General features: G+C 75.4%; 23 protein-coding genes. 20 read left to right on the forward strand and 3 right to left on the reverse strand.

Going from position 1 to position 26,417, the window contains the following annotated elements:
* The first annotated feature begins 29 nt into the window (after positions 1-29).
* Both EV378_RS21485 and EV378_RS21490 read left to right on the forward strand, forming a co-directional pair.
* A complete protein-coding gene (locus EV378_RS21485) occupies positions 30-476 on the forward strand; it encodes a nucleoside deaminase (protein WP_132429060.1) in 447 nt (148 codons plus the stop codon).
* Positions 477-536: 60 nt separating this feature from the next.
* Positions 537-2,135, forward strand: coding sequence for a type VII secretion protein EccB (locus EV378_RS21490; protein WP_132429062.1), 1,599 nt, complete (start codon positions 537-539; stop codon positions 2,133-2,135).
* Between the two features lie 457 nt (positions 2,136-2,592).
* Here the strand turns inward: EV378_RS21490 and mycP are convergent, their stop codons facing one another.
* The gene (mycP, locus tag EV378_RS21495; protein ID WP_132429064.1) at positions 2,593-4,260 is read right to left on the reverse strand and encodes a type VII secretion-associated serine protease mycosin; all 1,668 of its coding nucleotides are present in this window, start codon (positions 4,258-4,260) and stop codon (positions 2,593-2,595) included.
* A 527-nt stretch (positions 4,261-4,787) separates the two neighbouring features.
* A complete protein-coding gene (eccD, locus tag EV378_RS21500) occupies positions 4,788-6,164 on the reverse strand; it encodes a type VII secretion integral membrane protein EccD (RefSeq protein WP_165922412.1) in 1,377 nt (458 codons plus the stop codon).
* Positions 6,165-6,279: 115 nt separating this feature from the next.
* Here eccD and eccCa point away from each other — a divergent pair, with 115 nt between their 5' ends.
* From eccCa to EV378_RS21550, 9 genes are all read left to right on the forward strand, one after another.
* The gene (gene eccCa, locus EV378_RS21505; protein WP_132429068.1) at positions 6,280-10,146 is read left to right on the forward strand and encodes a type VII secretion protein EccCa; all 3,867 of its coding nucleotides are present in this window, start codon (positions 6,280-6,282) and stop codon (positions 10,144-10,146) included.
* Positions 10,143-11,684 carry a type VII secretion-associated protein gene (locus tag EV378_RS36805; protein ID WP_165922413.1) on the forward strand — a complete coding sequence of 514 codons (1,542 nt, stop codon included), beginning with the start codon at positions 10,143-10,145 and terminating at the stop codon, positions 11,682-11,684. The genes eccCa and EV378_RS36805 overlap by 4 nt, the downstream gene beginning before the upstream one ends.
* A gap of 214 nt (positions 11,685-11,898) precedes the next feature.
* Entirely contained in the window at positions 11,899-12,219 is a 321-nt protein-coding gene (locus tag EV378_RS35445; RefSeq protein ID WP_243653946.1) for a WXG100 family type VII secretion target, read from the forward strand.
* A gap of 11 nt (positions 12,220-12,230) precedes the next feature.
* Positions 12,231-12,527, forward strand: a complete 297-nt coding sequence (locus EV378_RS21525) for a WXG100 family type VII secretion target (RefSeq protein ID WP_132429076.1) — start codon at positions 12,231-12,233, stop codon at positions 12,525-12,527.
* Positions 12,528-12,747: 220 nt separating this feature from the next.
* Positions 12,748-13,191 (forward strand): 50S ribosomal protein L13, encoded by a 444-nt coding sequence (gene rplM / locus EV378_RS21530; RefSeq protein ID WP_132429078.1) that lies wholly within the window; start codon positions 12,748-12,750, stop codon positions 13,189-13,191.
* A gap of 29 nt (positions 13,192-13,220) precedes the next feature.
* Complete coding sequence (gene rpsI / locus EV378_RS36430) at positions 13,221-13,826, forward strand: 30S ribosomal protein S9 (RefSeq protein WP_243653687.1); 606 nt, start codon at positions 13,221-13,223, stop codon at positions 13,824-13,826.
* Positions 13,827-13,837: 11 nt separating this feature from the next.
* On the forward strand, positions 13,838-15,175 hold the full coding sequence (gene glmM / locus EV378_RS21540) for a phosphoglucosamine mutase (RefSeq protein WP_132429080.1): 1,338 nt from the start codon (positions 13,838-13,840) through the stop codon (positions 15,173-15,175).
* A 377-nt stretch (positions 15,176-15,552) separates the two neighbouring features.
* The gene (locus EV378_RS21545) at positions 15,553-15,747 is read left to right on the forward strand and encodes a hypothetical protein (RefSeq protein ID WP_132429082.1); all 195 of its coding nucleotides are present in this window, start codon (positions 15,553-15,555) and stop codon (positions 15,745-15,747) included.
* Positions 15,744-16,196, forward strand: coding sequence for a hypothetical protein (locus tag EV378_RS21550; RefSeq protein ID WP_132429084.1), 453 nt, complete (start codon positions 15,744-15,746; stop codon positions 16,194-16,196). The genes EV378_RS21545 and EV378_RS21550 overlap by 4 nt, the downstream gene beginning before the upstream one ends.
* A 4-nt stretch (positions 16,197-16,200) precedes the next feature.
* Here EV378_RS21550 and EV378_RS21555 read toward each other — a convergent pair whose 3' ends face one another.
* The gene (locus EV378_RS21555) at positions 16,201-17,055 is read right to left on the reverse strand and encodes a dienelactone hydrolase family protein (RefSeq protein WP_132432492.1); all 855 of its coding nucleotides are present in this window, start codon (positions 17,053-17,055) and stop codon (positions 16,201-16,203) included.
* Positions 17,056-17,187: 132 nt separating this feature from the next.
* Between EV378_RS21555 and glmS the strand changes: the two genes are divergently transcribed.
* From glmS to rimI, 9 genes are all read left to right on the forward strand, one after another.
* On the forward strand, positions 17,188-19,059 hold the full coding sequence (gene glmS / locus EV378_RS21560) for a glutamine--fructose-6-phosphate transaminase (isomerizing) (protein ID WP_132429086.1): 1,872 nt from the start codon (positions 17,188-17,190) through the stop codon (positions 19,057-19,059).
* Entirely contained in the window at positions 19,059-20,516 is a 1,458-nt protein-coding gene (locus tag EV378_RS21565) for an NAD(P)H-hydrate dehydratase (RefSeq protein WP_132429088.1), read from the forward strand. Before glmS ends, EV378_RS21565 begins: the two co-directional genes overlap by 1 nt.
* Before the next feature lie 124 nt (positions 20,517-20,640).
* Complete coding sequence (locus EV378_RS21570; RefSeq protein ID WP_132432494.1) at positions 20,641-21,405, forward strand: class I SAM-dependent methyltransferase; 765 nt, start codon at positions 20,641-20,643, stop codon at positions 21,403-21,405.
* Between the two features lie 60 nt (positions 21,406-21,465).
* Positions 21,466-22,662 (forward strand): alanine racemase, encoded by a 1,197-nt coding sequence (gene alr, locus EV378_RS21575; RefSeq protein WP_132429090.1) that lies wholly within the window; start codon positions 21,466-21,468, stop codon positions 22,660-22,662.
* On the forward strand, positions 22,659-23,873 hold the full coding sequence (locus EV378_RS21580) for an alpha/beta fold hydrolase (protein WP_132429092.1): 1,215 nt from the start codon (positions 22,659-22,661) through the stop codon (positions 23,871-23,873). The genes alr and EV378_RS21580 overlap by 4 nt, the downstream gene beginning before the upstream one ends.
* Entirely contained in the window at positions 23,873-24,358 is a 486-nt protein-coding gene (gene tsaE / locus EV378_RS21585; RefSeq protein ID WP_132429094.1) for a tRNA (adenosine(37)-N6)-threonylcarbamoyltransferase complex ATPase subunit type 1 TsaE, read from the forward strand. The genes EV378_RS21580 and tsaE overlap by 1 nt, the downstream gene beginning before the upstream one ends.
* Positions 24,355-25,098, forward strand: a complete 744-nt coding sequence (locus EV378_RS21590) for an HAD family hydrolase (protein ID WP_243653688.1) — start codon at positions 24,355-24,357, stop codon at positions 25,096-25,098. The genes tsaE and EV378_RS21590 overlap by 4 nt, the downstream gene beginning before the upstream one ends.
* A gap of 23 nt (positions 25,099-25,121) precedes the next feature.
* Positions 25,122-25,826 carry a tRNA (adenosine(37)-N6)-threonylcarbamoyltransferase complex dimerization subunit type 1 TsaB gene (gene tsaB / locus EV378_RS21595; protein ID WP_132429096.1) on the forward strand — a complete coding sequence of 235 codons (705 nt, stop codon included), beginning with the start codon at positions 25,122-25,124 and terminating at the stop codon, positions 25,824-25,826.
* Positions 25,823-26,323, forward strand: a complete 501-nt coding sequence (gene rimI, locus EV378_RS21600) for a ribosomal protein S18-alanine N-acetyltransferase (RefSeq protein WP_207908819.1) — start codon at positions 25,823-25,825, stop codon at positions 26,321-26,323. The genes tsaB and rimI overlap by 4 nt, the downstream gene beginning before the upstream one ends.
* Positions 26,324-26,417 lie beyond the last annotated feature (94 nt).

Genomic DNA, 26,417 nt, shown 5'->3' on the forward strand with positions numbered 1-26,417 from the left:
CGACTACGGGCTGTGCCACGCTCTGCGGCATGGACGACTCGTGGCTGGACGTCGCGCTGGACGAGGCCCGCACCGGGCTCGCGTCCGGCGGCATCCCGATCGGCGCCGCGCTCGTCGCGGCCGACGGGACGGTGCTCGGCCGTGGGCACAACCGCCGCGTGCAGGACGACGACCCGTCGGTGCACGGGGAGACGGCCGCGTTCCGGTCGGCCGGGCGCCAGCGCGACTACCGGTCCACGACGATGGTCACGACGCTGTCGCCGTGCTGGTACTGCAGCGGCCTGGTCCGCCAGTTCGGGATCGGGGCGGTGCTGATCGGCGAGGCGCGCACGTTCCACGGCGGACACGACTGGCTGGCGTCGCACGGCGTGGAGATCCGGATCGTCGACGACCCGCGGTGCGTGTCGTTGATGGAGTCGTTCGTCGCCGAGCGTCCGGACCTGTGGAACGAGGACATCGGCGTCGTCGGCGAGTAGAACTACGCGCACCTCTCCGAACGTCCGCGGCGGGCCGTCGTCGCTCCTACCGTCCTGGCCGTGACCGTCACCGAGACCCCGGCCGGTGAGCGGACCACCCGGCGGGACCCTGATGCGCCGCCGGCCCGCGCGCTGCGTGCCCCGGCCACCCGCGACCAGGTCGACGCGCACCGGTTCGGGCAGCGACGGCTGGAGGCGGCGCTCGTGCGGGCCGACCCGGTGCCGCTGCACGAGCAGCTGCGCGCGCAGCGCCGGGCGTCGCTCGCCGGGATCGCGCTGGGACTGCTCGGTCTCGGAGGGGCGTTCGTGCTGGCTCATGTCGTGCCGGACACCCAGTGGCAGACGCAGTCACTGGTCGTGGGCGAACGCTCCGGCACGGTGTACGCGGTGACGCCCGCGAACCCGGGGCCGCAGCAGCTCGTCCCGGTCCCGGACATGCTGGCCGGACGGCTCGTGCTGGCGGCGCTCGGCTCGCCCGCCCCGACCGCGGTGCCCGTCACGGTCTCCGACGACACGCTGGCCACCGCCCCGCGGACGCCGCCTGCCGACGTCGCGGGCGCGGTCGGGGTGCGGCCGGACGGTCCGCCGGTCCCTCCGGACTGGGCGGTCTGCGACACCAACCCGGACCCGGCGGGAGGCGGCACCGGCGCGACGACCGTGCTGGCCGGGTCGCTCGGCCCGTCGGCACCCGCGGGCGGGTTGCTGCTGGCCGCGCAGGGTGGCTCGACGTCGGTCGTCCTCGACGGCGTCCGGCACCGGATCGACCCCGACGACACCCCCGCGATGTCCGCTCTCGGACTGCTCGACGTCGCTCCGCGGCAGGTCGCCGACGGGCTGCTGTCCGCATTGCCGGAGGGTGCCCCGCTGCGGACGCCGGACATCGCGGGCGGCTCGGGCGGTGGCTCGGATGGTGGTTCGGGCGGCGGTGGTTCGGGCGGCGGCTCGGACGGTGGCTCCGCCGGGTCGGGCGCCGGTTCGGGCGGTGGCCCGGGCAGAGGCACGACCGTCGGCGAGCTCGGCCGGGTCGGTGACGTCGTGACCAGCAACCCGCTCGGGGGCGGCGAGATGTTCTTCGTGGTCCTCGGCCCGTCCGCGGGCCGTCCCGCTGGTGTGCTCCCGATCCCGGCGACACTCGCCGATGCGATCCGCACCGCGACCGGGCAGGGCACACCGGCCACGATGGCCGAGAACCTGATCGCCCGGAACACGATCGACGACGGACCCGGCCGTGGCGTCGATCCGTCCGGATGGCCGTCGGTGCGGCTCCCGAAGGTCGATCCGGCGTCCTCTCCGTCGGTGTGCTGGACGTGGCGCGACGGCCGCACCGGACTCTCCGCGGGTGACCGCCTGCCCGTCGCGGACGGCGCGGTGACCGTCGACCTGGCCGCCGCGGACGGCGCCGGACCGCGCCCGGACGCCGTCGTCCTGCCTGCGAGCGGGACCGGACCGATCGAGTCGCGCGGCAGCACCGGAGGCGGAACCCGCTGGCTGCTGTCGACGACCGGTGCCCTCCACGGCCTGGCCGACGACCGCACGGCCGAGGCCCTGGGTGTCACCACCGCCGGCCGAGCACCGGAGGAGGCCCTGCGCCTCCTTCCCCGCGCTCCTGCTCTGGACCTGAGCACGGTCCGCGACGTCCGGGACGTCGCCGGGAACTGACCTGGCACGTCACCCGCCCCGCCCGTCGGCCCCTCATCCCGAACGAAGGTGCCGTTCGTGCAATGACACTGCTCGAAGGTGCCGTTCGTTCGGTGGGCGGGCGGCGACAGGGATCGGCCCGGGCTGCTGGCGCGGTCGAGCGTCGACGCGGTTTCCGCGCGTGGCGCGATGATCATCCGGCTGAGATGGCGCTCATGGCTGTTCCCGGGTGCTCGGGACAGCCATGAGCGCCATCTCAACGGGAATGTCACTGTTGCCGGTCGCGTCCGAGGCCGGCTGGGATCCCTCGTGCGCCCCGGACCCGTCCCGGAGGATCGAGCAGGAATGGGCGCTGCACGGCCGGGCCGTCCGTCGGTCGCGCCGCGCCGCGCCGTCGGTCGGCCCTCATCCCGAACGAAGGTGCCGTTCGTGCAATGACATTGCTCGAAGGCGCCGTTCGTTCGGTATCGGGGTGGGCTCACCGGCGAGCAGCGCGCTCGGGGTGGCGTGTGGGGGTAGTCGATGGGGCGGGTGGGCCCACCGGTGTGCGCGTCGGCGGCGGGGCCGTTCGGCCGTGTGGCGCCGATCGCGGTGGTGGGACGTCGGGACGCGTGGCTGAGCCTCGCCCGGTGCCGGGCGAGCCGTGGGGCGCTCCGCCGGTGGTGGATCGAGCGGCGCCGGGCCCGCCGGTCGAGGGCGGGCCGGTCCACGGGCGACCGGTGGCAGGACCGTCGATGCTGGGCCGGTCGGTGGGGGGTCCGCAGGGTCTTGGCCGGGCCGAACCGCTGGGTCGGGCGGAGCCGCTGGGTCGGGCGGAGCTGCTGGGTCGGGCGGAGCTGCTGGGTCGGGCGGAGTCACCTGGCCGTGCGAGTACCGGGAGATCCGGTGGACCGCCGAGCCGATCATGTGGGTGGGGCGGGGACGGAGTGGCGCGTACGCGGCGGATCGCTGCCGTCGTCGCGATGCCGAGAATCAGGGCGGCGAACAGTCCACCCAGGACGGCGGGCGTGTGGTCGACCGGCCGCTCGCCGAGGCCGGGCAGGACCGACGTGTCTCTCGGGACGGGTGCGGCCGCGGGATCCGGTGCCGGGCGGAGCAGGAGCGGTTCGGCCGTCAGCGCCGCTTGCGGGTCGACGACGCCGAAGCCGACATGCTCGTCGCGACCGTGGGCCGGGTGCCGGGCGGTGGCGCGAATCCGGTCGGCGATCTGGTCCGGGGTCAACGACGGGAAGCGCTCGCGCAGCAGCGCCGCGATGCCGGAGACCACCGGGGCGGCGTAGGACGTGCCGCTGAGCAGCGACGATCCGTTCCCGGTCGCCGACGGGCGGACGTCGACCCCCTGCGCGGCCACGTCCACCCAGTCGCCCGGCACGCTGAACGGCGCCGGGCGGTCGGCGCCGTCGACCGCGCCGACGGCGACGACGTCGTCGAACAGCGCCGGCATCGGACGCAGGCCGGGGTCGCCGGTGCAGGTGCCGGACGGGTCCGCGTTCCCGGCGGCCGCGACGACCACGACGCCGGCCTCCGTCGCCTTCCGCACGGCCCGCTGCAACGGCGCGCCTGCGTCGACCGCGCGGTCGGCCGGGACGCAGACGACCTCCGAAATGTTGATCACCGTCGCGCCCATGGCGACGGACCGCTCGATCGCCGCGGCGAGCGTGTCGATCTCGCCCGCCGGCCGGTCGCGCCCGTCCGGGCCGGTGACCGTGAACCGGGAGCTGGACTGGCGCAGCGAGAGGATCTCCGCCGCCGGCGCGATGCCGCCGCCGCTGCGGGTGACCGGGTCCGGTGCTGCGGCAAGCAGTCCGGCGACCTCGGTGCCGTGACCGTCGCAGTCGGAGAGCCCGTCGCCTCCCGCCACGTAGTCGCCGCCGCCGCTCAGCCGTCCGGCCAGGCTCGGGTGCGGGGACACGCCGGTGTCGATCACCGCGATCCGCTGCCCTGTCCCGTCGGCCAGCCGGTGGACGGCAGCCAGCGGGTCGCCGGAACCGGTCGCGCGTCCGGTGGCCGTCGGCGCGCACTCCTGGCGCTGCTGCACACCCTCGGCCGGGCCGGGCGCACCGGGCCCGGGATCGTCGGCCATGGCGGCCGGGCCCCCGCCCAGCAGCGCGAGCCCGACGAGCCCGGTGACGAGTGCGGTTCGCACGGCCCGCGTACGCGCGCGACACAGCCCGCCCCGGCGAGCCGGCTCGGTGTCGTCGGTCGGGCTGCCGCTCGTCGGGACGAGCCCGGTCGGACCGGTGACGAGCCTCGCCCGCAGAGCTGGTGCACCGGCGTGAACGGCGGCGGACGCCGTCCGATGGGCAGCACGGCCGGGGCCGCTCCCGTGGGCGAGCCCGGTGTCGTCGGCCGCGTCGGTCGTACCTCGGCCCGGCGTGACGAGTACGGCGAGACCGGTGGCCGATGCGGTTCGCGGCGGCTGCGCGGCGGCTCGACCCGGTCCGGATCGGCCGACGGCCCGCCCGTCGCCGGACGCGTGGGCCGTGTTCCGGCCCGGAAGGACGAGCCCGACGAGCCGCGTCCGGACGGCCGGGCATCGGCCCCTTCGGACGGGCCCGACGGAACCGGGTGCTGCCGCCGTCCGCGCAGCGGCGCGACCGGGCCCGATCCTGCGACCGGACCGGCTCCCGCCCGGTGGGACGGACCCGGCGCGACCGCCGGAGGGACTCGACGTCACAGCCCGCGCACCAGCGCGAAGAGTCCCATCGCGGCGAGCGCCGCGGGGATCGCCGCCGCGGTCAGGACGAGCTCCAGCACGTCGAGCGTCCGGCGCCCGACGGGCGAGAGCGTGGTCCCCGCCGTCCGGACCGCGACGAGCACGCCGAGCCCCAGCACGCCGGCCGCCACCAGGCGGACCACCGGGCCGTGCGCCGTCGCGGCCAGCAACCCGGTCCCGACCGCGGTACCGACGGCCGTCGCCGCCAGCACGAGCGCCGGCCCGGCCTCGGCGAACGCCCTGGCCCTCAGCAGCAGCACGACGACCGTGACGGCGGCGAGCGCGACGCCGGACCACGATCCGTCGGCGGCCGCGACGACGGCACCACCTCCGGCCGGCAGCGCGGCCCCCGCGGAGAGCCCGGCGAACAGCCCGCGGGCCAGGTCGGCGCGCCTGCCGAGCTCCGGCGCGGGTAGGACCGCGGTGTCCGCCCGCGCGATCTCCTCGAGATCGGTGGGCACGACCGGCGCCGGCATCCCGGCGACCCGAAGCGCCGCGCGGGGCAGGACCGGCCCTGCGGCGAGCGCGACGGCGGCGAGCCCGGCGCCGATGGCCCCGATCGGCGCGTCCGTGCCGAGACGGACCACCGCCGCGACGACGAGCGCCGGCGCGACCACGACCACGGCGAGCAGCGCAGGCGTGACCGAACGCAGCACGGCCAGGCCCAGCACCGCGGCGAGCCCCGCGCCGAGCGCTCCGAGCAGCACCTGCCCCGACCCGAGCGGCCCCGGCAGCACGAGCACACCGGCAGCTGCGGCCGGGGCGGTCGCGCAGAGCGCGGCCGAGCCGGCCGCGGCTCCGTCCCGAGAGGACACGCGGCGCGCGTGCAGGACCGCCAGGCCGGCCCCGAGCACGGCGACGACCGCCGCCGCGACCACCACCGGCACCGATGACGTCCGCACCGTCGCGAGCAGCACGGCGGCGGCCGTCACGACGAGGGGCGCGGCGACCGGACCCGGCCGCCACGATCCGGCCGACCCTCCGTCGCGGACCGCGGCCGCCAGCGCGTCGGCGGGATCGTCGAACACCGGCGGCGGGACAGCCGCGGCGCGCGGACCGATGTGCAGCAGCTCGCCGTCGAGGACCCCGAGCCCGTCGAGCGTCGCCTCCGGCGGCAGCGGTCCACCCGCCGGTCCGCACAGCCGCCACGGTTCCGGCACGGGGGAGCCGCCGCTCTCGTCCTGCCTCGACGGTTCGCCGATCAGCTCCAGCACCATCGGTACGAGCTCGGCCACCGGCACGTCCGCGGGCAGCGCGAGATCCACCCGGCCGCGCGGCGTCAGCACCCCGGCGCGGCACCACCGGTCGGCCGGGGGATGCGCGGTGGTGGTCACGGGCTTCCTCCTGCGGACTTGCGCGAACGGCCTCGGCGGGCCAGTGCGGCTGCCAGTATCGGCACACCACCCGGCCCACCGTGGGCGTTCGGGAGAACCGGTGATCGAGGAGCCGATGTCGAGCACGGTCGGTCTGCGCAGGCCGCGGCGGAACGTGCCGCAGGTGCCGGGCGGCGAGGTGGTGCTGGAGGCGCCGCCGGAACCGGAGCGGATGGTGCCCGCCGGGATGATGCACCGGCTGCTGCCGCTGGTGATGGTCGTCGGGTCGCTCGCGTTCGTCCTGGTGCGGCCGAACGATCCGACGTCGTGGCTGTTCGGCGGCATGTTCGCGCTGTCGGCGCTGGGCATGCTCGCCTCGGGCGGCGGCCGGGGCGCAGGCGCGCGCACCGCGCAGATGGACGAGGACCGGCGGGACTACCTGCGCTACCTCGACGTGCTCGGCACCCGGGTCCGCGGTGTCGCCGACGAGCAGCGGCGCGTGCTGGAGACCGTGCACCCGGACCCGGCCGCGTGGCCCGCCGTCCTGGCCGCCGAACGCCTGTGGGAACGACGACCGTCCGATCCGGACTTCGGCCAGCTCAGGGTCGGCCGTGGTCCGCAGCGGTTGGCGAGCAGGCTGACGGCGCCGCAGACGGGTCCGGTGGAGGGACTGGAGCCGATCTCCGCGCTCGCGTTGCGGCGGTTCCTGCGCCGCTGGTCGGTGGTGCCGGACCTGCCCGTCGCGGTGGACGCCCGCTCCAGCGCGACGGTGCGCCTCGAGCCGGACTCCACAGGGGACCTGACGGCGGCCCGCGCGCTCGCCAGGGCACTCGTGGCCCAGTACGTGGTGTGGCACAGCCCGGCCGACGCGCAGCTCGCCGTCGTCGCGCCCGGTTCGGCCGGCACCGGATGGGAGTGGGCGAAGTGGCTGCCGCACGTCGCGCACCCGAGGCTCACCGACGCCGTCGGTCCACTTCGGATGCTGACCGGCGACCCGGAGACGGTGCGGCGCTGGTGGACGGGCGAGCCGGTCGCGGCGGAGCGGCACCTGCTCGTCGTGATGGACGGCGTGTCCGGCGGTGCCGGGGCGTGGGCGGGTGTACCGGGCGTGACCGTGCTGCGGATCGGCGAGCCGTCCGGGCACCGCGCGGCGCCGTCCGTGGTCCGGCTGGCCGTCGGTGCGGACCGTCTCGTCCGTCCCGGCCCGGACGGAGGTACGACGCTCGGGAGTCCGGACGCGTTCTCGGTCGCCGAGTGCCGGGCGCTGGCACGGCGCCTGGCGCGCTACCGGCCGGTCGGGCAGGTGGCCGTGGCGGACGCCCCCGCCGGGCCGTCGGGGCTCCCGGATCTGCTGGGCCTCGACGGGCTGGCGCCGGACCGGGTGGCGGCGCTGCGGAACCGCCGTGGCCGGGCCGACCTGCTGCGGGTGCCGCTGGGTACGGACTCCTCGGGGCGACCGGTCCTGCTCGACCTCAAGGAGTCCGCGCAGGGCGGTTCCGGGCCGCACGGGCTGTGCATCGGCGCGACGGGATCGGGCAAGTCGGAGCTGCTGCGCACGCTCGTGCTCGGGCTGGCCGCCACGCACACGGCCGACGAGCTCAACCTCGTGCTGGTCGACTTCAAGGGCGGCGCGACGTTCCTCGGCGTGGCCGACCTCCCGCACGTCTCGGCCGTGATCACGAACCTGGCCGACGAGCTGACGCTCGTGGACCGGATGGGCGACGCGATCGCCGGCGAGATCACCCGGCGCCAGGAGCTGCTGCGGGCGGCCGGCAACGTCGCGAACCTGTCCGACTACGAGCTCGCCCGCCGGGCCCGTCCGGGCCTGGTGCCGCTGCCCGCGCTGCTGATCGTCGTCGACGAGTTCTCCGAGCTGCTCGCGCAGCGCCCGGAGATGATCGACCTGATGGTCACGGTCGGGCGGCTCGGCCGGTCGCTGGGACTGCACCTGCTGCTCGCCTCGCAGCGTCTCGACGAGGGCCGGTTGCGCGGGCTGGAGTCGCACCTGTCCTACCGGATCGCGCTGCGCACGTTCTCCGCGTCCGAGTCGCGGGCTGTGCTCGGGGTGCCGGACGCACACCAGCTGCCGCCGACGCCCGGCGCCGCCTACCTGTCCGCGGGCACCGACGAGCTGGTCCGCTTCCGCGCCGCCTACGTGTCCGGTCCACCCGCGACACCGGCCCGCGGCGCCGCGCGCACCCCGGGCGTTCCGGCGCGGGTGCTGCCGTTCCCGGCGACGGCCGTCGCCGTCCCGGCCGCACGGGCCGTCACGCCGTCCGATGTGGAGACAGAGCCGGCGACGTCGGTGCTGGACCTCGTGGTGGCGTCGCTGCGCGGCCCGGGGCCGCGTGCGCACCGCGTGTGGCTGCCGCCGCTGGACGAGCCGCCGCCGTTGGACGAGCTGCTCGGTCCGGTCGCGCCGGACGGGGAGCGCGGGCTGCAGGCCGGCGGCCCGGTCGGGCGGCTGTGCGCGCCGATCGGGCTCGTCGACCGGCCGTACCACCAGCGTCGCGACCCCTGGGTACTGGACCTGTCCGGGGCGGCCGGGCACGTCGCCGTCGTCGGCGGGCCGCGGTCCGGGAAGTCGACGGCGATGCGGACGGTCGTGCTCTCGCTGGCCTGCACGCACACGCCGGACGAGCTGGGCGTGCACGTGCTGGACTTCGGCGGCGGCACGCTCGGTCCACTCTCGACGCTGCCGCACGTCGGGACCGTCGCCGACCGCCAGCAGCCGGACCTGGTGCGCCGCACGCTCGCCGAGGCCGCGACGGCACTGGACCGCCGCGAGCGGCTGTTCCGCGAGTCCGGGATCGGGTCGGTGGACGAGTTCCGCGTCCGGCGTGCGGCCGGCGAGTTCGCGGACGAGCCGGCGACCGACCTGCTGTTCGTGCTCGACGGCTACCTCACGCTGCGCTCCGAGTTCGGCGACCTGGAGGACAGCCTGACCGCGCTCGCCGCGCAGGGGCTCGCCTACGGGGTTCACCTCGCGGTCACGGCCGGTCGGTGGACCGAGATCCGCTCCGCGGTGAAGGACCTGCTCGGCAGCCGCGTCGAGCTCCGACTCGGCGAGCCGTCGGACTCCGAGGTGGACCGCAAGCGGGCCGCCGCGGTGCCCGCGCACGCCGGCCACGGTCTCGCGCCGGACGGCGAGCCCGCCGTGCTGGCCGCGCCCCGCCTGCAGTCCACGGGAGACGCGACGGCGACGTTGCGCGCTGTCGCGCGTGGATGGTCGGGTCCGGGGATGCCCGCGGTCCGCCTGCTGCCGGACCGGATCGCGCTCGACGAGCTGCCACCGGTGAGCGGCATCCCGATCGGGATCGACGAGGACCGGCTGGCGACCGTCGAGCTGGACCCGGACGAGCCGCACCTGCTCTGCTTCGCCGACGCCGAGTCCGGCAAGACGGCGCTGCTGCGGGCCGTCGCGCACGGCATCTGCGCGACCCGCACACCCGACCGGGCCCGGATCGTCGTGATCGATCCCCGACGGACGCTGCTCGGCGCCGTCCCGGACACGCATCTGATCGGCTACGCGAGCACGGCCGCGGCCGCCACCGAGGCGGCCGGGGAGATCGCCGGGTCGCTCGGGCGGCGGCTGCCCGGCCCGGACGTGACGCCCCGGCAGCTGCGCGAGCGCTCCTGGTGGAGCGGCCCGGACGTGTGGCTGCTCGTCGACGACTACGACCTCGTCGCCCCGCCCGGCTCCACCACCGCGCACCCGCTCCTCGCCATCGCCGAGTACCTGCCGCAGGCGAAGGACGTCGGGCTGCACGTGGTCGTCGCGCGACGCTGCGGCGGTGCCGGACGGGCGCTGTTCGACCCGGTGCTCGGACGTCTGCGCGAGCTCGGCGCGCCCGGTCTGGTCGGCAACGGGAGCCCCGACGAGGGCGCGCTGGTGGAGTCCGTGAAGCCGGCGTCGCTGCCGCCGGGGCGGTCGGTCCTGGTCGACCGGCGCCGCGGGCGCAGGCGGGTGCAACTGGCCTGGCTGGAACCGGACCCGGCGTGACCGCGGCGGCCGTCGAGCGGGGTACGGACGCGACGCGTCTCGTCGTCCCCGGCCCGGACGGCCGTGCGGAGCCGGTGGCGGTGCTGCCGGCCGGGACGTCGGTCGCGACGGCGGTGGAGCAGCTGGTGGGTCCGTCGCCCGGACCGATCGTGGTGGTGTGTCCGCCGGACGGCGGGGTCCCGGGTGGTTCGGGCACCGGCCCGGTCGAGGTCGGCTCCGGCCCGGACGGCCCGGACGGCCCGGACGGCCCGGACGGCCCGGACGGCCCGGACGGCCCGGACGGCCCGGACGGCCCGGCGGTGGGCGGGCTCGTGCCGGGCGCGCCGGCCGTGGACGGGTCCGGCGGTGACGGGGCCGTCCCGAGCCTGCACGTCCGGTGGGTTCCGGCGCCGGTCGCGGTGCTCGCCGGGCGGGCGGGCCGGTTCCTGGTCGTCGACGCCGGTCGGTCCGGGACCACGCTGACCGTCGTCGACGACGGGTGCGTCCGGTCCACCGTGCGGGTCCCGGTGGGCGGGGATCGGCTGGACGCCGTGGTCGCCGCCGCGACGGGATGCCCGGCCGACCTCGTACGACGGGCCCGGGAGAGGCTCTCGACCGACGACCGGATCGAGGTGCCGGGGTTCGGCTCGCTCGACGCGTCCACCGTGGACGCCCTGCTCCACCCGGAGTTCGACGCGGTGCTGGCGCACGTTCCGTCCATGGCCGCCGGGGTGGACGAGGTCGTGGTGGCCGGAGGCCTCGCCCGCACGCCTCTGCCGGCCGAGATGCTCGACGAGCGTGTCGACGTCCCGGTGCGGGTGCTGCCGGAGCCCGAGCTCGCCGCGGTCCGCGGTGCACTGGAGCTGCTCGGCCGCCCAGGGGGCGACTACCGGGTGGCCCGTCCCGCAGCCGCGGATGCTCCGTCCGGGGCGGCCGGCCACGCGCCTGCCGGGGCGGGTGTCGCCGACGTGACCGGTTCGTTCGGCGGCTCCCGCCGAACCGCGTCCGGGCCCGTCCGGGCGTCCCGTCTGCGCAACGGTCGCCTGCTCCCCGTGATCGCGGTCCTCGGTGTCCTGCTCGTCGGGACCGGGACGGCACTGGGCGCCACCGCGGACCCCGCGCCGCCGCCGTCGGGGACGCTCGTGCAGTACGGCTACGCGATCACCCTGCCCGCCGGATGGCAGCACACCGGAGGTGACCCGCAGCGTCGTCGCACCCTCCTCACGCGCACCGCCGCCCCCGACGGCGTCGAGCTGATCTCGGTCGAGCGCAGTCCGCTCGGCTACGACTCGGCGTCCGAGCCGGACCGGGCCCGCGACGAGCTGGCCGCGGCGCACCGGGCCGAGGGCGGTCTCGGGGAGCTCCGTCCGGACACCGTCGCCGGGCGCGCCGTCACGCGCTACGTCCAGCAGGCCGGACCCGACGCCGTCGTCGACTGGTTCGTGCGCTTCGACGGCACCGACGAGCTCGTCGTCGGCTGCCGCCGCCCCTCGCGTGTGCCGGACATCGGGCGGGCCTGCGCCGACGTCGTCGGATCCGTGCGGACCGCGCCAAGTTGAGGCTCCTGCCGAGATGCGGTTCCCAGGGCCGGGGAGATCGACAAACCCCGCTGAGCTGCATCTCGGCGCGCTCTGCCCTGTCGCCGCCGGCACGGCGGTTCGCGAGCGCGAACGATCCGTCCGTTCGGCCTCGGCGGTGGCGTCGCAACTGCGACCGTCGGCGGGTCCGGTCGTCACGCACCGGGCGCAGCCACCAGGAGACGGGGTGACCGCGATGGCCGGAACGGCCGACGGTTTCGGTACGACGACCGAGGAGATGGCCCGGGCGGCCCAGCACGTCGGGCAGGTGAACGAGTCGGTGAAGGCCGAGCTGGCCGCCCTGCGCGGCAAGCTGGAGCCGCTGGCCGGGTTGTGGACCGGGCAGGCGTCGCTGCAGTTCGCGCAGCTGATGCAGCGCTGGGACACCGACGCGCGCGGGCTGGCCGAGGCGCTGGCCACGATCGGTGACGCGTTGCAGGGCTCCCGCGTGAGCTACGAGCAGCGCGAGCAGGAACAGGCACAGGCCATGTCCGGTATCGCGTCGGCGCTGGGCTGAGGGAGAAGACGATGAGCAGTCCGGAGATCAAGGTCACGTTCGGTGCGCTGTCCACGGCGCAGGCGGACGTCGCGGCGACGGCGGGTCGGATCCGCACCCAGCTCGACGATCTGAAGCGCTACCTCGCGCCGATGGTCGCCACGTGGACCGGCGACGCCGCCGTCCAGTACCAGGCGACGCAGCGCAAGTGGGACACGTCGGCGAACGACCTCGCCGACGTCCTCGGCCGGATCGGCGTCGCGCTCGGTGCGGCGCACGACAACTACCGCAGCACCGAGCAGGCGAACGCGGCACGCTGGGGAGCCTGAGCCGCGGCGCCGGAGCGTCACGGGGTGGCCCGGGCGGACCCGGGTCACCCCCTGCGAATCGGGCGGGTACGATTGACTCTCGTTGTGCGGAAGGTGGAGACCCGCGACTGAGGTCGTCGGCGTCCACCACGGATCGCACGCGCAGACAGTGACCACAGTGACACCCGCTCGGGCCTGCGTGCCAGCAGACTCGCGGTGAGAACGACGACGAGGTAGATCCGTGCCCACGTACAGCCCGAAGCCCGGCGACATCACCCGCGCCTGGCACGTGATCGACGCCAACGACGTGGTGCTCGGTCGGCTCGCCACGCACGCGGCCACACTGCTGCGCGGCAAGCACAAGCCCACCTTCGCGCCACACGTCGACACCGGCGACTTCGTCGTGATCATCAACGCGGAGAAGGTCGCCGTGTCCGGCAACAAGCGCGAGGACAAGTTCGTCTACCGGCACTCCGGTTTCCCGGGCGGCCTGCGGCAGAAGTCGGTCGGCCAGATGATCGACCAGCAGCCGGACCGCCTGGTCGAGAAGGCGGTCAAGGGCATGCTCCCGAAGAACCGCCTCGGCCGCGCCATGGCCAAGAAGCTGAAGGTCTACGCCGGGCCGTCGCACCCGCACGGCGCGCAGAACCCGCAGCCGTTCGAGATCAACCAGGTCAGCCAGTGACCACCCCGAGCAACGAAGAGGGACAGCCCGTGACGAGCCCCGAGGACGGCCAGGACGAGGTCGCCTACACCGCCGAGACCGAGGGCGTCGAGACCGAGGGCGTCGAGACCGAGGGCGTCGAGGCCGAGGCCACCGAAGGCGAGCTCACCGAGACGATCGGTGAGGAGGTCGCGGACGTCGACTACAGCATCGGCGACGCGTCCGACTTCGACGCCGACGCGTTCGCGGCCGAGGCGCCGGTTCTCGGCGACCGCCCGGTGCAGACGGTCGGCCGCCGCAAGGAGGCCGTCGTCCGGATCCGCATGGTTCCGGGCTCCGGCAACTTCACGCTGAACGGGAAGGCGCTCGACGAGTACTTCCCGAACAAGCTGCACCAGCAGCTGGTCAAGGACCCGCTGACCACGGTGGAGAAGACCGAGCGCTTCGACATCCACGCCAACCTGCACGGCGGTGGCACGTCCGGGCAGGCCGGTGCGCTGCGCCTGGCCATCGCCCGCGCGCTGGCCGAGCTGGACTCCGAGGACCGCCCGCCGCTCAAGAAGGCCGGCTTCCTCACCCGTGACGACCGCGCGGTCGAGCGGAAGAAGTACGGGCTCAAGAAGGCCCGCAAGGCGCCCCAGTACTCCAAGCGCTGACCGCGGCCCGGATGCGTCGCCTCTTCGGAACCGACGGCGTCCGCGGCCTGGCGAACGGCGAACTCCTCACTCCGGAGTTCGCCGTCGTCGTCTGTGCTGCGGCCGCACGCACGCTGGCCCGCACGCCGGACTCGCGTCCGGTCGCCGTGGTCGGCAGGGACCCCCGCGCCAGCGGCGAGATGCTCGAGGCCGCCGTGGTGGCCGGGCTGACCTCCGCGGGTGCGGACGCGGTCCGGGTCGGTGTGCTGCCGACCCCGGCCGTCGCGCACCTGGTCGGCGAACTCGATGCCGACTTCGGTGTGATGATCTCCGCCTCGCACAACCCGATGCCGGACAACGGCATCAAACTGTTCGCCGCGGGTGGCCACAAGCTGCCCGACGAGCGCGAGGCGGAGATCGAGCGCGCCCTCGAGACGCCCGTTCCGGAGCGTCCGACCGGTGCCGCGGTCGGCCGGGTGCACGACAGCACCGACGGCGCCGAGCGCTACGTCGAGCACCTGCTCGCGTCGCTCCCCGAGCCGCTGCGCGGCGTGCGCGTGGTCGTCGACTGCGCGCACGGTGCGGCGTCCGCCGTCGCCCCGGAGGCGTACCGCAGGGCCGGCGCCGACGTCGTCGCGATCGCGGCGGAGCCGGACGGTCTGAACATCAACGACGGCGTCGGGTCGACGCACCTGGCCGTCCTGCAGCGTGCGGTGGTCGAGCACGGCGCGGACCTCGGGATCGCGCACGACGGCGACGCCGACCGCTGCCTGGCCGTGGACGCGGCGGGGCAGGTCGTGGACGGCGACCAGATCATGGCCGTGCTCGCGGTCGGCATGCACGCCGACGGGCAGCTCACGGACGACACGCTCGTCACGACCGTGATGAGCAACCTGGCCCTGCACCTGGCCATGCGGGACGCCGGGATCGCCGTCACCACGACCCAGGTCGGCGATCGCTACGTGCTGGAGCGCCTGCGCGAGGGCGGGTTCTCGCTGGGTGGCGAGCAGTCCGGGCACGTCGTGCTGCCGGGCAGGGCCACCACGGGGGACGGTCTGCTGACGGCACTGAGCCTGATGTCCCGGATGTCGCGGACCGGTTCGTCGCTGGCCGAGCTGGCCGGGATCGTGTCGCCGCTCCCGCAGGTGCTGCAGAACGTGCGGGTGACCGACAAGGCCGCCGTGTCCGCGTCGGACGCCGTCGCGGAGGCCGTGGCGAAGGCCGAGGCCGAGCTGGGTGAGACGGGACGTGTGCTGCTCCGGCCGTCCGGCACCGAGGAGCTCGTGCGCGTGATGGTCGAGGCCCCGACGCCGGAGGACGCGCAGTCCACCGCCTCCCGCCTGGCCGAGGTCGTCGCCGCGGTGCGCTGAGGGGCCGCCGGTCCGGCCGGCCGCCGCTCGCCCGACCGGTGTCCGGTCCCTTGAGGGCCGTGCCGGCGTCGAACGGCGGCGCGGCGCGCGTCCTGACGGACCACCGGAACGTGGCGCTCGACGGCCGACGCGGATCGAGTGGAACGTTCCGGCGGTCGCGACGACCGGAACGCGCCTCTCGATCGTGGATACGGGTCGAGTGGAACGTTCCGGCTGTCGTGACGACCAGGAGGTGACGCCCGGCCGGTCCCGGGGGCTCGACCGGCGCCGACCCGGTCGTCCGGACAGCCGGGTGGCGATCGCATGCGTGAGTGCGATCGTGACCGGATCCCGGCGTTCCGCCCCGGTCCGGGTGCGTGGCGGCTCATCCTGATCGAATGGAAGCCGACCTGCAGATCGACCCCGACGTCGTCGAACACCTGGCTCGTCGTGCCCGGCGGATCGTCGAGGATCTCGCCGGAGTGGCCGACGGCGGTGCGGCGGTCGACCTCCTCGCGTTCGCGGACGCGGCCGAGGACGCGGCGAGGCGGGCGCGGGACGCCGACCGGGACGCGGCGGAGCGGTTCCGGTGATCGGGCCGACACCGGACGACCTGCGCCGCCGCGGTCGCGTGCTGGACGACGCCGCCGGGGCGACCGCGGACGTCGTCGCACGTCTGGCCGAGGCGTGGAGCGACATGACCGGCCGGAGCTGGGCCGAGCGCCTGCGGCGGGTCGGTCACGACCTCGACGACCTGGCGACGGACCTGTTCGACCGGGCCGACGCGATCGACCGCGGCGGGGCCGATGCGACCGACCGCGGCGAGGCCGATGCGACCGACCGTGGCGTGGCGGACGCGCCACTCCGCGGAGCGGGCGACGCGACTGACCGCGCGCGGGGCGCCGCGACCGATCGCGGCACGACCGGCGTGACCGACCCTGGAACGGCCGACGGGCCCGTCGGCGTACTGCTCGGGGCTCAGACCGGGACGCGGACCACCGGCCGTCGAGGTGTGGTCGTCCCGACCCTGCCGCCGCCGTAGCGGGTCAGGCCGGCCCGAGGATCTTGAGCGGGTCGCGCCTCTCGGCAGCGGCCTCCTCGTCCTCCTCGGCGGTGAGGTCGACGAGCGGGGCGCCCTTCACGTCGCCCTCGGTCAGCGACCGGACGCGGCTCTCGTCCATGAGCTGGTCCAGCAGGTACGCCGTGACCAGCGCGCGGGTCAGCTTGCGGACCTTCGGCTGCGCCTTGTCGCCGGTCAGCATCCCGGTCCAGTGCAGACCCTCGCAGAACCCGAGGTGCCCGGCCTTGGCCAGCGTCCGGAGCTGGACCGGCCCGCCAGCGGCCTCGGCCATCTTCTGAGCGTGCCCGGCGGCCGGGGCCATCGAGTCGACCTCGGCGGCCAGGTGCAGCGTCGGGGCCGTCACCGAGCGCGCCGCCTCGATCGCGGACGGCCGGACCTCGGCGGGCGCCAGCGTCACGACCGCGCCGAGGCGCTCGCGCCGGGACGCGGCCAGCAGCGCCGTCCCACCGCCGATCCCGTGCCCGGCCAGCGCCGTGCGCCGCGAGTCGACGCTGATCCGCCCGTCGCCGAGCCGGACGCCGACGCACACGTCGAGCGTGGTCAGAAGGTCCGTGGAGAAGCGGCTGATGCTGGGCACGGGGCTGCCCTGGGTGTCAGGGGCGGCCGCGACGATGCCCCAGGACGCGAGGTGCCGCAGCAGCTCGACGTACCGGCGGACCGGCTGCAGCCAGTCGTGCGCGAGCACCACGGCCGGCAGGCCGAGACCGGCGACCGGCGTGTAGATGATCCCCGGGATCCCGACGAGGCCGAGGTCGCCGTGGCGGACCTCGTGCGGCCCGGGCCGGGACAGCACACCGAGGGCGTCCTTGGCCCCCTTCATCGCCGGGGGACGGATGAACGTGCTGGTCCGACTCACGTGCGGCACCGTACCGTCGTCGGTGACGCCGCGCCGTTCACGGCTCGCCTCGGAGCGGTGGAATCCGGTGATCTCGCCCGTCCTACCCTGACACCCATGTGTGGCATCGTCGGTTACGTCGGGCACCGGAGCGCACTCGACGTGGTCCTGGCAGGTCTGCGCCGCCTCGAGTACCGGGGATACGACTCCGCGGGTGTCGCACTCCCACTGGACGGGTCGCTGCTCGTCGAGCGCAAGGCGGGGGCGCTGGCGAACCTCGAGAAGCAGCTCGACGACGTCGGCCGGGACCGTTTCACCGGCACGTCCGGCATCGGCCACACGCGCTGGGCGACGCACGGCCCGCCGACCGACCGCAACGCCCACCCGCACCGCAGCGCGTCCGGGGACGTCGCGGTCGTGCACAACGGGATCATCGAGAACTACCTGCCGCTGCGCGCCGAGCTCGAGGCCCGTGGGATCTGGGCCGAGTCGGACACCGACACCGAGACGGCGGCGCACCTGGTCTCCCTCGCGTACACCGGAGAACTCGGGGACGGTGAGACGAAGGGTGATCTGCCGGCCAGCGTCCGGGCCGTGGCTCGACGGCTGGAGGGCGCGTTCACGCTCGTCGTGACGCACGCCGACGAGCCGGACCGGATCGTCGCGGCCCGGCGCAACTCGCCGCTCGTGCTCGGCATCGGAGACGGCGAGACGTTCCTGGCCTCGGACGTCGCGGCGTTCATCGAGTTCACGCGCGACGCCGTCGAGCTCGGGCAGGACCAGGTCGTGACGATCACCCGCGACGGGTTCGACGCCACCGACTTCCACGGGGACCCGGTCGAGGTCTCGCCGTTCCGGGTCACCTGGGACCTGGCCGCCGCCGAGAAGGGCGGCCACGACTACTTCATGCTCAAGGAGATCGAGGAGCAGCCGTCCGCGATCGCGGACACGTTGCGCGGTCACCTGGTCGAGGGCCGGATCGTGCTCGACGAGCAGCGCCTGTCCGACCAGGACCTGCGCGACGTGGACAAGGTGTTCGTCGTCGCCTGCGGCACGGCGTACCACTCCGGGCTGCTCGCGAAGTACGCGATCGAGCACTGGACGCGGTTGCCCGTCGAGATCGAGCTGGCCAGCGAGTTCCGCTACCGGGACCCGGTGCTGGACCGATCGACGCTCGTCGTCGCGATCTCCCAGTCGGGCGAGACGGCGGACACCCTGGAGGCGCTGCGGCACGCGAAGGAGCAGAAGGCCCGCGTGCTCGCGATCTGCAACACGAACGGGGCGCAGATCCCGCGCGAGTCCGACGCGGTGATCTACACCCATGCCGGGCCGGAGATCGGGGTCGCGGCGACGAAGACGTTCACCGCCCAGGTCGCGGCGAACTACCTGGTCGGCCTCGCGCTCGCGCAGGCCCGCGGCACGAAGTACCCGGACGAGGTCGTGCGCGAGTTCGAGCAGCTCGAAGCCGTCCCGCAGGCCGTCGAGGAAGTTCTCGAGTCGCTCGGAGCGGCGCGTGCGCTGGGGCAGGAGCTGGCGCCGTCGAAGGCCGTGCTGTTCCTGGGCCGCCACGTCGGGTTCCCGGTGGCGCTGGAGGGCGCGCTCAAGCTCAAGGAACTCGCCTACATGCACGCCGAGGCGTTCGCCGCCGGTGAGCTCAAGCACGGGCCGATCGCGCTGATCGAGGACGGGCTGCCGGTCGTCGTGGTGATGCCGTCGCCGCGCGGACGGGCCGTGCTGCACTCGAAGCTGCTGTCCAACATCCAGGAGGTCAAGGCACGCGGCGCCCGGACCGTGGTGATCGCCGAGACCGGCGACGAGACGGTCAAGCCGTTCGCCGACCACCTGTTCGAGCTGCCGCAGGTACCGACGCTGCTGCAGCCGCTGGTGGCGACCGTGCCGCTGCAGGTGATCGCGGCCGAGATCGCCCGCGCCCGCGGCTACGACGTCGACAAGCCGCGGAACCTGGCGAAGTCCGTCACGGTGGAGTGATGGACGGGGTCTACACCGCCGACCAGATCCGCGCCGCAGAGGGCGCGATGATGGAGACGGTCGCCGAAGGCGTACTGATGCGCCGGGCGGCCTACGGGCTGGCCGCGCACGTGATCGACCGGCTCGGCGGCGCGTACGGCCGGCGGGTGACGCTGCTCGTCGGCGCCGGGGACAACGGGGGCGACGCGCTGTGGGCCGGTGTGGAGCTGCGACGTCGCGGGGCGGCCGTCACCGCCGTACTGCTGACGCCGGACCGTGCGCACCCGGCCGGGCTGTCGGCGTTCCGACGGGCGCGCGGGCGGGTCCTCGTCGGCACCGCTCCGGCCGCGGTCGATGCCGTGGCCCGTGCTGACGTGGTGATCGACGGCATCGTCGGCATCTCCGGCACACCCGGCCTGCGCGACCCGGCACCCGCGCTGGTGGCCGCCGCCGAGTCCTCCGGGGTGCCGATCGTCGCCTGCGACCTGCCGAGCGGTGTCGGCGCGGACACCGGCGAGACCGACGGGCCGTGCGTGCGGGCCGCGGTCACCGTCACGTTCGGGGCGCGCAAGCCGGTGCACGCGCTGGCGGCTCCGCTGTGCGGGCCGGTGCGGCTCGTCGACTTCGGGCTCGGTCCGTTCCTGCCGGAGCCGCACGCGCGGCTGCTGCGCGACGCCGACGTGGCCGACCGCTGGCCGGTGCCGGGGCCGTCGGACGACAAGTACACCCAGGGCGTCGTCGGGATCGCGGCCGGATCGGCGACCTACCCCGGTGCGGCCGTGCTGGCGGCCGGTGCGGCCGCGCTGTCCACGTCCGGCATGGTCCGGTTCGCCGGGTCGGCCGCCGACGAGGTGCGGCGGCACTGGCCGGAGATCGTGGCGACCGGCGACATCACCGACGCCGGGCGCACGCAGGCGTGGGCGGTCGGACCGGGCATCGGCACCGGGTCGCACGGCCGGGCGGCGCTGGAGGCCGTGCTCGACCGGGACGTGCCGCTGTGCATCGACGCGGACGGGATCACGCTGCTGGCCCAGCACGCGGACCTGCGGGAGCGGATACACGGACGTCCGATCGTGCTCACCCCGCACGCCGGGGAGTTCGCGCGGATCGCCGGTGACGTCGGCGCCGACCGGGTCGAGGCCACCCGCCGCGCGGCCGCCGACCTGGGCGTGACGGTGCTGCTCAAGGGCAACGCGACCGTCGTCGCGGACCCGGACGGGCGGACGCTGATCGACCCGGCCGCGGACGCCTGGGCGGCGACCGCCGGGTCCGGCGACGTGCTCACCGGCATGACCGGTGCGCTGCTCGCGGCCGGTCTGGAGCCGTGGTGGGCGGCCGGGTGCGCCACGTTCGTCCACGCCAGGGCTGCGACGGCGGCCGCGCGCGAGCACGGGCTGCCTCCCGTCCCGGCGCCCGCATCGCGGTTGCAGGCCGCCGTCCCGGAGGCTCTCCGCGCCGTGCGCGCCGCGTTGAGCTGATCCCTCGCCGTACCGCCCGAGCGGAGCGCTCGCCCGGCCGTACCGCGCGAGAGGAGCGTTCGTCCACGTACCGGGGGCCGGATGGGCTCTTGACGCGTCCCCGACCGGGAGTTGGGTGAGTCCCATGCAGTTCGGAGCGCCCGCCGAGAAGTACGACCGTTACATGGGTCGCTTCGCCGTGTCGCTCGCGCCGCGGCTCGCGGACGCCGCCGGAGTGATCGCCGGGATGAGCGTCGTCGACGTCGGGTGCGGACCGGGCGCGCTGACGGACGTGCTCGCGGAGCGGGTCGGTGCCGGGCGGGTCGCGGCGATCGACCCGGCCCCGCAGTTCGCCGCCGCGTGCCGGGACCGCAACCCGGGCGCCGACGTCCGCGAGGGCGTCGCCGAGCATCTCCCGTGGCCCGACGACGGGTTCGACGCGGCACTGTCCTGCCTGGTCATCGGGTTCATGCGGGACGCCGACCGTGGCGTGCGCGAGATGGCGCGGGTCACGCGTCCCGGTGGCACGGTCGCGGCGTGCATGTGGGACATCGCGACCGGCGGCATGACCATGCTCGACACGTTCTGGCGGGCCGTGCGCACGGTCGTTCCGGACGCCGAGGGCGAGACGGCGATGGTCGGCACCGCGGAGGGCGACATCGCCCGGCGGTTCACGACCGCCGGACTGGACGACGTCACGGCCGGTTCGCTCACCGCGACCGCGCACTACACCGGGTTCGACGACTTCTGGGAACCGTTCACCTACGGCGTCGGTCCGGCGGGGTCGTACCTGGCCGCGATGCCCGCCGACGGCCGGGCCGCGGTGCGCGACGCCTGCCGCGAGCTGGTGCCGGACGGGCCGTTCCCGCTCGACGCCCGCGCCTGGTTCGCCACCGGAACGGTCCGCTGACGATCTTCCTCACGTCCCGTGCGCGCGGAAACCGTCGGGGTCGGATGCGATGATGCCGCCGTGCCCGAATCAGAACCGGGATCACCCGGGCCGCGCGCCGAGGCGGTCGTCGACCTCGACGCCGTCCGGCACAACGTCGGACTGCTGTCCGGCGCCGCCGCGGCGTCCGGTGCCGCGACGATGGCGGTGGTCAAGGCGGACGGATACGGCCACGGTGCCGCCGCCGTCGGGCGTGCCGCATTGTCCGCGGGCGCCGGTTGGCTCGGGGTGGCGACGCTGGAGGAGGCGCTCGACCTGCGCGCCGCCGGGATCACCGGGCCGGTGCTGTGCTGGCTGCACGTGCCGGACGAGGAGTTCGCGCCGGCCGTCGCAGCGGGTGTGGACCTGTCGGTGTCCTCCCGGGACCATCTCGCCGCCGTGCTGGCCGGGGCCGCGCGCGCCGGGCGCCCGGCCCGTCTGCACCTGAAGGCGGACACCGGGCTCGGCCGCAACGGCGCCCCGCCCGCCGAGTGGCCAGGCCTGGTGGAGGACGCGGTGGCGGCCGCGGCCGACGGGCGGGCCGAGGTCGTCGGGGTGTGGTCGCACCTGGCGCAGGCCGACGAGCCGTCCCACCCGACGCAGGACGTCCAGGCCGCCGCGCTGGCCGACGCGGTCCGGCACGTGCGTGATCGGGGGATCGACCCGATCCGGCACCTGGCGAACTCCGCGGCCACGATGACCCGCCCGGACCTGCACCTCGACCTGGTGCGCCCGGGCATCGCCGTCTACGGGCTGGACCCGATCGCGCAGCCCGAGGTGAGCCCGCTGCGGCCCGCGATGACGCTGCGCGGGCGGGTGGCGCTGGTCAAGCGGGTCCCGGCCGGGCACGGCGTGTCCTACGGGCACGAGTGGACGTCACCCGGGCCGGCCGTCCTCGCGCTCGTCCCGCTCGGCTACGCCGACGGTGTCCCGCGCCGGATGAACAACGGCGGCCGCATGCGGGTACGGCTGCACGACGAGATCCGCCCGGTGGTCGGGCGGGTGTGCATGGACCAGGTCGTCGTCGACTGCGGCGACCTCGACGTCCGCGCCGGGGACACGGTCGAGCTGTTCGGCACCGGGGCGGGCGGCGGGCCCACGGCCCGGGAGTGGGCCGACGAGATCGGCACCATCCACTACGAGATCGTCACCGGGGTGCACGGCCGCCGGGTCCGGCGGACCGTGCTCGGGGAGCACACGGCGGACCGGGCGGCGGTTCCGGGGGGAGCGAGGGCATGAGTCGCAGGGGTTGGCAGACCGCGGGCATCGTCGGCGGCATCGTCGGTGCCGCGGGTGCGGCAGCCGGGGTCGGGGTGGCCGCGCAGCGCAGGCACATCGCCACGCAACGCCGCAGCCTCGCCACCGAGATGTCCGAGCACGCCCGGATCCCGCCGGTGCCCGGCGAGGAGTGCTCGGTCACCGCGGACGACGGGATCCGGATCGCCGCCGAGGAGATCGAGCCGCCGGAGGGCGAGAAGGCCGCGCTGACCGTCGTGCTCGTGCACGGGTTCGCGCTCGACCGGCGGACCTGGCAGGAGCAGCGGCCGTTCCTGGCCGGGCTGGCCGACCCCCGCGTGCGGGTGGTGCTCTACGACCAGCGCAGCCACGGCCGGTCGGAGCGCGCCCCGCAGGAGAGCTGCACGATCGAGCAGCTCGGCAAGGACCTGGACGCGGTGATCCGCGCGCTGGCGCCGGACGGACCGCTGGTGCTGGTCTCGCACTCGATGGGTGGCATGAGCGTGATGGCGCTCGCCGAGCAGCACCCGGACCTGTTCCACCAGCGGGTCGCCGGCGTGGCACTGATCTCGACGTCGGCCGGGGACATGTCCTCGTCCGGCCTGCCCGGCACGTTCCTGTCCCACCGCAACCCGCTGACCCGCGGGCTCGGGATGCTCGCGGCCTGGCAGCCGGGGCTGGTGGAGACCGGGCGCCGCGCGCTCGGGGACGTCATCTGGGCCGTGACGAAGCGCTTCGCCTACGGCGACCGCGGCGTCGACCCGCGGATGGTGGACCTGGTCGACACGATGATCGACTCCAACGCGGTCGGCGCGCTGACCGACTTCGTGAACACGCTCGGCACGCACGACCGGATCGCCGCACTGCCCGGGCTGTCCGGCTGCGAGGTGCTCGTGCTGGCGGGCGACGCGGACCGGATCATCCCGTACCGGCACAGCGAGGTGATCGCCGACGCGCTGCCGACGGCGCGGCTGGTGCGGCTGCCCGGCGTCGGGCACATGCCGATGCTCGAGCAGGCGGACCGGGTCGACGACGAGCTCGCCGACCTGCTCGAACGCAGCCTGGAGCGCTCGCGCAGCGGCCGGTTCCGGCTGCCGCGCGGCCGCAAGGCACCCGCCGCCGACGAGACGCCTGCCGCGGACGGGGACCCCGTCGTCGAACGTCCGGGCGGCGACGGGAAGCGTCCGCGGCGGCCGCGGCGGCGGAGGGCCTGATGGGCGGCGACACCAGTGACATCTGGGACGGCGAGCTCGAGCTGCCGACCGTGGGGGACACGGAGCGGCTCGGCGAGCGCCTCGGTGCGGAGCTGCGTGCCGGTGACCTCGTGCTGCTGGCCGGTCCGCTGGGTGCGGGGAAGACGGCGCTGGTCCGCGGGCTCGCCCGCGGGCTGGGTGTGATCGGCCAGGTCGCGTCGCCGACGTTCGTGCTGGCCCGCGAGCATCCGCCGTCCGGGGACGGCCCGGCGCTCGTGCACGTCGACGCCTACCGGCTCGGACTCGGCGACGGGCGGACCGGGTCGGACGTCACCGCCGAGCTGGACGACCTGGACCTGGACACGGATCTGGACGGCGCCGTCGTCGCCATCGAGTGGGGCACCGGGGTGGCCGAGCGGCTCGCCGAGCGCGCGGTGCAGGTGACGCTGGAGCGCCGTGACGACGATGTCCGGATCGCCACGGTGCGACGCCGGGTGACGGCGTGACCGGCGCCGCGAGGAGCGCATCCGGAACGAGCATCGACGCCGTCGTATTCGACTGGGGCGGCACGCTGACGCCCTGGACGGCGATGGACCCGAGGGTCGGCTGGAGCCGGTACACCGAGGCAGTGCATCCCGACGATCCCGAGCGGGCCGCCGCGCTCGCGGCGACGCTCGTCGACGCCGACTTCGCGCACTGGATGCGGGTCAAGGACACCGCGCAAGCGTTCGGCATCGGCGACGTGTTCACCGCCGTGGGCGTGGACACCCGGACCGACGGCCACCACGCCGGCCTCGATGCCTACCGGGACTACTGGACGGCCACCACGCACACCCGCCCGGAGGCGGGTCCGACGCTGGAGGCGTTGCGCGGACGTGGGATGCGGCTCGGCGTGCTGTCGTCGACGATGTGGCCCGGCGACTGGCACGAGGACTGGCTGCGCCGCGACGGCGTGCTCGACGCGTTCGACGCCCGCGTGTGGAGCAGCGACCTGGCCTGGACGAAGCCGCACCCCGAGGCGTTCCGGGCCGCACTGGACGCGCTCGGTGTCTCCGACCCGTCGCGGGCCGTGTACGTCGGCGACCGCCCGTACGACGACGTGACCGGCGCGCACCGGGCGGGGATGCGCACCGTGTTCGTGCCGCACAGCGACATCCCGGCCGCCCAGCAGGTGCCGACGGACGTCGAGCCGGACGCCGTCGCGCACGACCTGGCCGACATCCCGGGCCTGATCGCGGGCTGGTGAGCGCCGCTCGTACGCTCGGGGACGTGCTGGTTCTGGCCCTGGACACCGCCACCCCGGTCGTCACCGCGGGGCTGGTCGACCTGCCCGCGGACGGCGGCCGCCCGTCGACCCGCGCGGCGCGCGCCCACGACGGCCGCAAGCACGGCGAGCTGCTGATGCCCGCTGTGCGCGAGCTGTACGAGGAGGCGGGCGTCGCGCTCGGTGACGTCGACGCCGTCGTCGTCGGGGTCGGCCCGGGCCCGTTCACCGGGCTGCGGGTCGGCATCGTGTCCGCCGCCGCGCTCGGCGACGCGCTCGGCGTGCCGGTGCACGGGGTGTGCTCGCTGGACGCGATCGCCCTGTCCGCCGCGGCGGAGCCGGACGCGGAGACCGGGAACCTGCTGGTGGTGACGGACGCCCGCCGCCGGGAGACGTACTGGGCCGCCTACGACTCGTTCGCCGGGTCGCAGCTGGCCCGGCGGCTGACCGGCCCGTCGGTCGAGGCGCCGCTGGTGCTCGCCGACCGGCTGGCCGAGCTGGACGTCGTGCGCGCGGTCGGCGACCCGGCGTTCGCCGAGGTGCTCGGCATCGCCGTCGGTGCGCCGCACGCCCCGACGCCGGACGGCCTGGTCCTCGCTGCGGCGGACACGCTGCGGTCGGGCGCGGAGCCCACCCCGCTGGAGCCGCTCTACCTGCGCCGACCCGACGCGAAAGAACCGACCGGGCGCAAGCGGGTCACCGCACCATGAGCGCGCCGGCCGCCGGCGGACGCGTGTCGATCGGGCCGCTCTACCGCGCCGACGCCGACCGGTGCGCCGAGCTGGAGCGCATCCTGTTCCCCGGCGACGACCCGTGGAGCGCGCAGGCGTTCCGGGACGCCGTCGGATCCGGGCATCTCTACCTCGGCCTGCGCGGTCCGGACGGGCGTCTGATCGGGTACGCCGGACTGGGCTTCGTCGCAGGCCCGCCGCAGGCCGAGGCCGAGGTGCACACGATCGGCGTCGATCCGGAGTGGCAGGGCGCGGGGCTCGGGCGCCTGCTGCTCAACGGGCTCCTGGAGGCCGCGGACCAGGTGCGCGCCACCGTGTTCCTCGAGGTCCGGACGGACAACGAGACGGCCCAGACGCTGTACGCGTCGACCGGCTTCGTCGTCGTCGGGGTGCGCAAGCGCTACTACCGGCCGAGCGGCGCCGACGCGTACACGATGCGCCGCGACCCGCTCGGCGCCGAACCGGCCGCGGACTGACGCGTCGACCGACCCGAGCCGGCCGCGGACTCACGCGCCCGTCGACCCGTCGAGATGAACGTGACGGTCGGACGATCACGGCCGGGGAACGCTC

Source organism: Pseudonocardia endophytica, assembly GCF_004339565.1.
Lineage (GTDB): Bacteria > Actinomycetota > Actinomycetes > Mycobacteriales > Pseudonocardiaceae > Pseudonocardia > Pseudonocardia endophytica.